Origin of the sequence: Bradyrhizobium sp. YR681 (assembly GCF_000282615.1) — a bacterium.
GTDB lineage: Bacteria > Pseudomonadota > Alphaproteobacteria > Rhizobiales > Xanthobacteraceae > Bradyrhizobium.
Genome location: NZ_AKIY01000093.1, coordinates 1 through 6,340, shown reverse-complemented (window position 1 = coordinate 6,340; position 6,340 = coordinate 1). Strand labels below are relative to the sequence as shown.

Annotated in this window: 4 protein-coding genes; 2 read left to right on the top strand and 2 right to left on the bottom strand. The window is 67.8% G+C overall.

Annotated features, from left to right (window positions below; genetic code table 11):
• The first annotated feature begins 177 nt into the window (after window positions 1-177).
• Window positions 178-2,625: an adenylate/guanylate cyclase domain-containing protein gene (locus PMI42_RS10365; protein WP_008133338.1), complete on the top strand. Its 2,448-nt coding sequence runs from the start codon at window positions 178-180 to the stop codon at window positions 2,623-2,625.
• A 268-nt stretch (window positions 2,626-2,893) separates the two neighbouring features.
• Window positions 2,894-3,721 carry a hypothetical protein gene (locus PMI42_RS10360; protein WP_240535221.1) on the top strand — a complete coding sequence of 276 codons (828 nt, stop codon included), beginning with the start codon at window positions 2,894-2,896 and terminating at the stop codon, window positions 3,719-3,721.
• Here PMI42_RS10360 and PMI42_RS10355 read toward each other — a convergent pair whose 3' ends face one another.
• Window positions 3,722-5,053: a Spy/CpxP family protein refolding chaperone gene (locus PMI42_RS10355; RefSeq protein ID WP_008133333.1), complete on the bottom strand. Its 1,332-nt coding sequence runs from the start codon at window positions 5,051-5,053 to the stop codon at window positions 3,722-3,724.
• A 186-nt stretch (window positions 5,054-5,239) separates the two neighbouring features.
• Window positions 5,240-6,295 carry a LysM peptidoglycan-binding domain-containing protein gene (locus tag PMI42_RS10350; RefSeq protein WP_035965142.1) on the bottom strand — a complete coding sequence of 352 codons (1,056 nt, stop codon included), beginning with the start codon at window positions 6,293-6,295 and terminating at the stop codon, window positions 5,240-5,242.
• Window positions 6,296-6,340: the final 45 nt, after the last annotated feature.

Here is a 6,340-nt window from a genome sequence, read left to right as displayed (position 1 = left end):
CCTCCCCCCGCCTCATCCGAACGGATGAGGCTGCGACAATTCGGCCCAAACCGGCGTCCGCGCTGGGTAACCAAGCCTGCCGGACCACCCGTCCGCTGGCCCGATTTGTGTTAGAAGGACGGCTGGGCCGGTACGGCCCGTAGCGCGCGGCGTCGATGGCGGCGCGAGAGGATCGGGATGGCGGGAGCGAACGACAAGACACGGTTTCTGCGCGAGGGCCTGTTCGCCAAATACGTCGTCTCCCTCGTCGGCCTCGTCGTGTTCGTGCTCGCCGTCAACGGCGCGATGGAGACCTGGATCTCCTACCGCGCCACCAAGACCCAGCTGACCGACGGGCTCGAGGACAAGGCGCAGGCGGCGGCCCGGCGGATGGAACAGTCGATCTCCGAGCTCGAGCGCCAGATCAGCTGGGTGACGCGGGCGAGCCAGGACACGCTGGAGAAGCGCCGCGCCGACTACGCCCAGCTGCTGCATCAGGTCTCGGTCGTCAACCAGCTGTTCCAGCTCAACGGCGACGGCCGCGAGGTGCTGCGCGTCTCGCGCCAGTCGACCACGACCGGCGGCAATGCCGATCTCTCCCGCGACATGCGCTTCACCGACACCGTCGCCCGCGGCGTCAGCTACGCGCCGGCCTGGTTCGTGGACCGGACGCCGATGATGTCGATCTCGGTGGCGCATTCCGGCTTCAATGCCGGCGTCACCGTCGCCGAGCTCGACCTCAGCTTCCTCTCCGACTTCCTGTCCGACGCCCAGGTCGGCAAGGCGGCCTTCGCCTATGTGGTCGATCCGCGCGGCCGCGTGCTGGCGACGTCGTCGAAGGGCCCCGATGTCGGCAAGGATTTGTCGAAGCTGCCGCAGGTCGCAGCCGCGATCGCGCCCGGCCGCGAGCCCGATACCTCGGGAACCGACTTCAACGGCCATGCGGTGATGAGCGCCGCGAGCACGGTGCCGAAACTCGGCTGGAGCGTGCTGTTCGAGCAACCGACCACGCAGGCGCTGATGCCGATCCGCGACCAGCTGGTGCGGATCGCGCTTCTGATCGGCATGGGACTGATGGTCGCGATCCTCGCCGGCACGCTGCTCGCCCGCCGCATGATCATCCCGATCACCGCGCTGCGCGATGGCGCGCACAAGCTCGGCGAGGGCGATTTCAGCCACCGCATCGACGTCCACACCTCCGACGAGCTGGAAGACCTCGCCGGTCAGTTCAACCGCATGGCTGGCCAGATCCAGGAGACTTACTCGAATCTCGAAACCAAGGTCGACGAGCGCACCCGCGATCTCGCCCAGTCGATCAACGAGCTCAAGGTGCTCGAGGAGGTCGGCCGTGCGGTTGCCTCCTCGCTCGATCTTAACGCCGTGCTGCCGACGATCGCGGCGCGCGCGATCGAGATCACCCACGCCGATGCAGTTCTGATCTACGGCTTCGATGCCAAGGCGCGCCGCTTCAACCTGGTCGAGGCTGAAGGCATCGACAAATCGGCCGACGGCGCCCATGTCACGATCGAGCAGGGCGACAACATCCTGAGCGATGCCGCCAGAAGCGGCGAGCCGATCGCGATCGCCGATCTCGACCATGCAGCCGAGCAGCCGCTGCGCGACGTCGCGCTCGAGGCCGGCTTTCACTCAGTTCTGGTGGTGCCGTTGGTCGACCAGCAGGGCACGCTCGGTGCGCTGGTGGTGCTGCGCCACCCCAGTGGCGAGTTCGCCGCAAGCATCATCGGCCTGATGCGCACCTTCGCCAACCAGGCCGTGCTCGCCATGCGAAATGCGCGACTGTTCACCGAGGTCGATCACAAGGGCCGCGAGCTCGCGGCTGCGAACGAGACCGTGCGCGCCCAGGCCGACAAGCTGCGCGAGCAGACCGAGCAGCTCAAGGACTGGAACAAGTCGCTGGAGGAACGTGTCGCGACCCAGCTCGGCGAGATCGAGCGCATCCGCAAGCTCGAGCGCTTCCTGGCGCCGCAGGTCGCGCAGCTGATCGCCTCCTCCGACAGCCCCGAGGGGCTGCTCACCAGCCAGCGCCGCGAAGTGACCGTGGTGTTCTGCGACCTGCGCGGCTTCACCGCCTTCACCGAGGCGACCGAGCCGGAAGAGGCGATGAACGTGCTGCGTGAGTATCACGCCGCGCTGGGCACGCTGATCTTCAAATACGAGGGCACGCTCGACAAATATGCCGGCGACGGCGTGATGATCCTGTTCAACGCGCCGATCCAGTTCGAGGACCACACACGGCGCGCCGTGAAGATGGCGGTGGAGATGCGCGACACGATCGGCCCGCTGACCGAGCGCTGGCGCAACCGCGGGCACAGCCTCGGCTTCGGCATCGGCATCGCGCTCGGCTATGCCACGCTCGGCCAGGTCGGCTTCGAGCAGCGGCTGGAATATGCCGCGATCGGCAGCGTCACCAACCTCGCCTCCCGCCTCTGCGGCGAGGCCAAGCCGAACCAGATCGTGGTCAGCCGCCGCGTCTACGGCATCGTCGAGCCCTGGGTCGAGGCCCGCGCGCTCGACGATCTCCAGCTCAAGGGGTTCAACCACCCGGTGCTGGCGATGGAGATCTTGAGCTGGAACGAGGACGCGGAGAACGTGGTGGATGCGTCGGTCGCGCGCCGGCGAGGCTAGCCGCCAGCAAAAAATCGAAAACAACCCCATGCACAGTAGCCATAGGCCTGAGCTGTATGGTGAATTTCATCCCGCTTGCGGATTTTACGAAATTCCAATTGACACGTCGGGCAAAACACCGGCAGAATGGCATCATCCCCGAAACCCCTCCGCCACGAACCACATCCCGCCTCCCCGCGACTAACCATCGCCTCAACGGCGAGGCATGAATCCGGATCGGAGACGACCTGTGACGTTTGCCTTGCCTTCGCGCGCGTATGATTTGCAGATGCTGGACCGTCCCGCCGATCGGACGCGTGACCACGGCTGGGTCTATGGACTGCCGCCGGGCATTGCATCCGAGCAATGGCCGCTCGATCCCGTCACCGGCTTTCCGCTGATGCACGGCTTCACGCTGAAGCTGCCGGAGGATTATCGCGTCCATGGCGCGGACATCGTCGCGGTGTCGTTCTTTGCGACCCCGCCCGATCACAATGACGGCGGCGCGGCTGACGATGCTGACATCCGCGAGGCGGTGCTGGCGCGACCAGCGCATCCGCGGCTCTCGCGCATGACCGACATCCTCGATTACGAATATGCCGCGCTGCTGCTCACCGCAGCCGAATACGAAGGCGCATTCGCGACGCCGCCGGCCCCGCTTGCACTGGCGACCGCGGAGCGGCCGCGCTGGCTCGATGTCGGCGGCGCCAGCGCTTTCTTCGAGTCCGCCCCGCCCTTCGCGCAGAAGATGTTCGCCAGCCCGCCGCGGGCCGATCTGGCGGAGAACCTCGCGATCGCCCTGATGCAGCGCGCGACCGATCCCAACGCCGGCAAGGCGCCGCAGGACCCGCACTTGGCGCGCAACCCGCCGAGCGACTATCAACCCTATTACTACTTTGCCGGCGGCGTTCCGAGCACCGAGAATTACCGCCTGCACGATTGGGGCAAGGACCACGCCCACAACCATCTCGGCGGCACCATGCGGCCTTGCCAGGCGGTGCCGGAGATGAGCCCGTTCTACATCGAGTTCGAGGAATATTTCGGCGGCTACAATTTCGGCACCGGCAACGCGCAGCTCGACTTCAAGAACATGAAGTTCGACTGGGCATGCGGGTGATCACGCCCCGCGCTTCGGCCCGATCGCCTCGAAGGCGGCCTTCTGCTCGTCGCTCAGATCCGCCTCGAAATCGTCGAGAGCATCGCCGACGCCCTTCACGGCTTGCAGCATCGTCTCCAGCCGGGCCTTCACGTCCGTGAGGCGGGCCTGCGGCGTCGCGGCGGGCCTGGTCGGGCAGGCGCTCAGCGTCTCCATGGTGCGCAGCGCGGTGTCCTGGAGCACGTCGAGCCGGGCGCGGGCGGTGTCGTCAAGCTTGAGCGTGGACGCGATGTCGTTGGCCGGCCATTGCTGCTGCACGAGCTGTTCGTATTGGCGCTGCAGCTGCACGTCGTAGCGGGGATCGCTGTTCGGATCGCAGGCGCCTGCCGCGCGCGCATCCCTGGACTGATCCTTGAGCTGCCCCTTGGACTGATCCTTGGACTGATCCTTGGGCTGGCCCGCCGCAAGCGCGGCGTGGCGCTCCCTGGCGAGCGCGTCGAGTTTTGATTTCTGACCGTCGTCGAGCAGGTCGACAAATTTGGCGAGCGACGGCGCGATCGCGTCTGTTGCCTGGATCATCGCTTCGAGGCGTTCGCGCATCAGGCCAAGGCGATCCGCCGCGGTCGCGGGCACCTGCGACGGACAGGCCGCGCGAATGCTGTCGCGCGCCGCGAGCCAGGCGGCACCGAGATCGTCGAGCGCGGTGCGCTGCAATTCGTTCGGCTGCACGGCGCTCGCGATGCGATCGGCCGGGAAGCCGGCGGGATCGCTGACGTCGCAGATGTTTTGCGCCGACGGAATTTTGCGCGCACGCCGTCCTTGCGGCGCGGTGTAGGCGGCGAGCTCGGTGGCGGCATAGGGCGCGAAGATCGCGGCGTAGATGTCGCCATAGCCGTAGAGCGAGATGCTGGTGGCATCGCCGAAGATGATCGCGTTGGTGAGATCGTCATGCGCGAACGGCCAGAACACCGGGCCGGCCCAGCCATAGCTGCCATCCGGGTGGCGCCACCAGCCCTGCGGGCGGCGACCGCCGCGCCAGCCCGACAGCGCGGCTTGCGCCGTGAGTGCCGCGCGCAGGATCATGGGATTGGGCGCCTGCTCGCGCGCGATGCCGGGAGAATCCTGACGAGGATCTTGCGACCGCAACGCGGCGGAGCGGGTGCGTCCGCCGCGCGCCGCCATGCGGGCGTGGCGCAATCGCGACATGCCCATCACGTGCCCGACGGCGAACCGTGCAACGCCGAGCGGACCGCCGCGCATCCCGAACTGCGCCTCGGCCTTGTCAGGCAGCAGCACTGCCGCCATCACGAGGGCCGCGCCGGCCAGTGCCAGTCGCATCCGTGATCCCGACATGATCGCCGACCTCTCCACCTTGGCCCTCCTCCGGCGCCAAGTCCAAGCGCGAAATGCGTCGCATCCCAATGACGCGCAGGGGAACCGAAGGTTCCGGGGGTGCGGGGGTCAAAGCGTCGCAGAACGGCGGCGACGCGCTCTCACCTCTCCCCGTAAGAACGGGCCGAGGGAGAAGAGAGACCGCGCTCAGTCCGCCTTCTGCGGCAGCACAACGGTCTGGCCGGGATAGATCAGATTGGGATTGTGGATCTTCTCGCGGTTGGCGTTGAAGATCACCGCGTAGCGATTGCCGTCACCGTAAGCCAGACGGCTGAGCGCCCACAGGCTGTCGCCGCGGGAGATCACCCGGCTTCCGCCCGCCTCCGACGGCGTCGCGGTGAGGGCGTCCGCCGGCGAGGCCGATGCGACCGTCGTGGCCACGGGCACCCGCGCCATGACGACCCTTGGCTCCCTTGGCTCCCTCGGCTCCCTTGGCTTCGGCGCACCCATCAGTCTGGGCCGAGCCGCCGGCCTGTCGGGTGCCCCGGCCAGACGCGGCGCCGGCAAGGACGCCACGACATCGGATTTGTCGTCCGGCTTCTCGGCCTGCTTCGCGGCGGGCGCAACACGGGCGGGCGGCGGCGCCGCGGCCTCCGCGATCGTCACCGGCATGGTGCGGCTGGATTGCAGGACGGTGCCGTCAGGCGCCTTGGACCGCAGCGTCAGCTCGTAGCTGCCGGCGGGGAGCTGCGGCGGCATCATGACGAACTGCCCCGACGCATCGGCCACCACCGTATCGAGCGGCTTGCCGTCGCGCAGCAGCTCGACCTTGGCACCCGGCACGGCCTGGCCCGCGATCACCGCCGCCTCGCCATGATCGCCGATACGGGCGACGTCGAACTTCGGACCGGGATCGGGCGCGGCGGCCGGCGGCTTGACTGGCGCCAGATCGGCCAGCGCGGCCGTGACCTGCTTCTGCGTCTCGGCGAGCGGCGCCGCCTTCGGGGTGACCGGCTCCGGGGATGGAGCCGGTGCGGGCTGCGCGGCGGCGAGCTTCGGCTCGTCGGGCTTCGGCACCGGCTTCGGTTCGACCTTGGCCTCGACCTTGGCTTCAGGCTTCGTATCCGGCTTCGCCGCCACCACGATGTCGGTGCCGGTCCCGCCTGGCAACAGATGGCGCAGCTCGGTCGGGCCGATCACCAGCACGGTGCCGACCACCGCGAGCAGACAGAACGCAATGAAGGCCTTGGACGCTGTGATCATCGGAAAACGAACCTTAAGTCGCAAATCAGCCAATGGCGGCAGCCT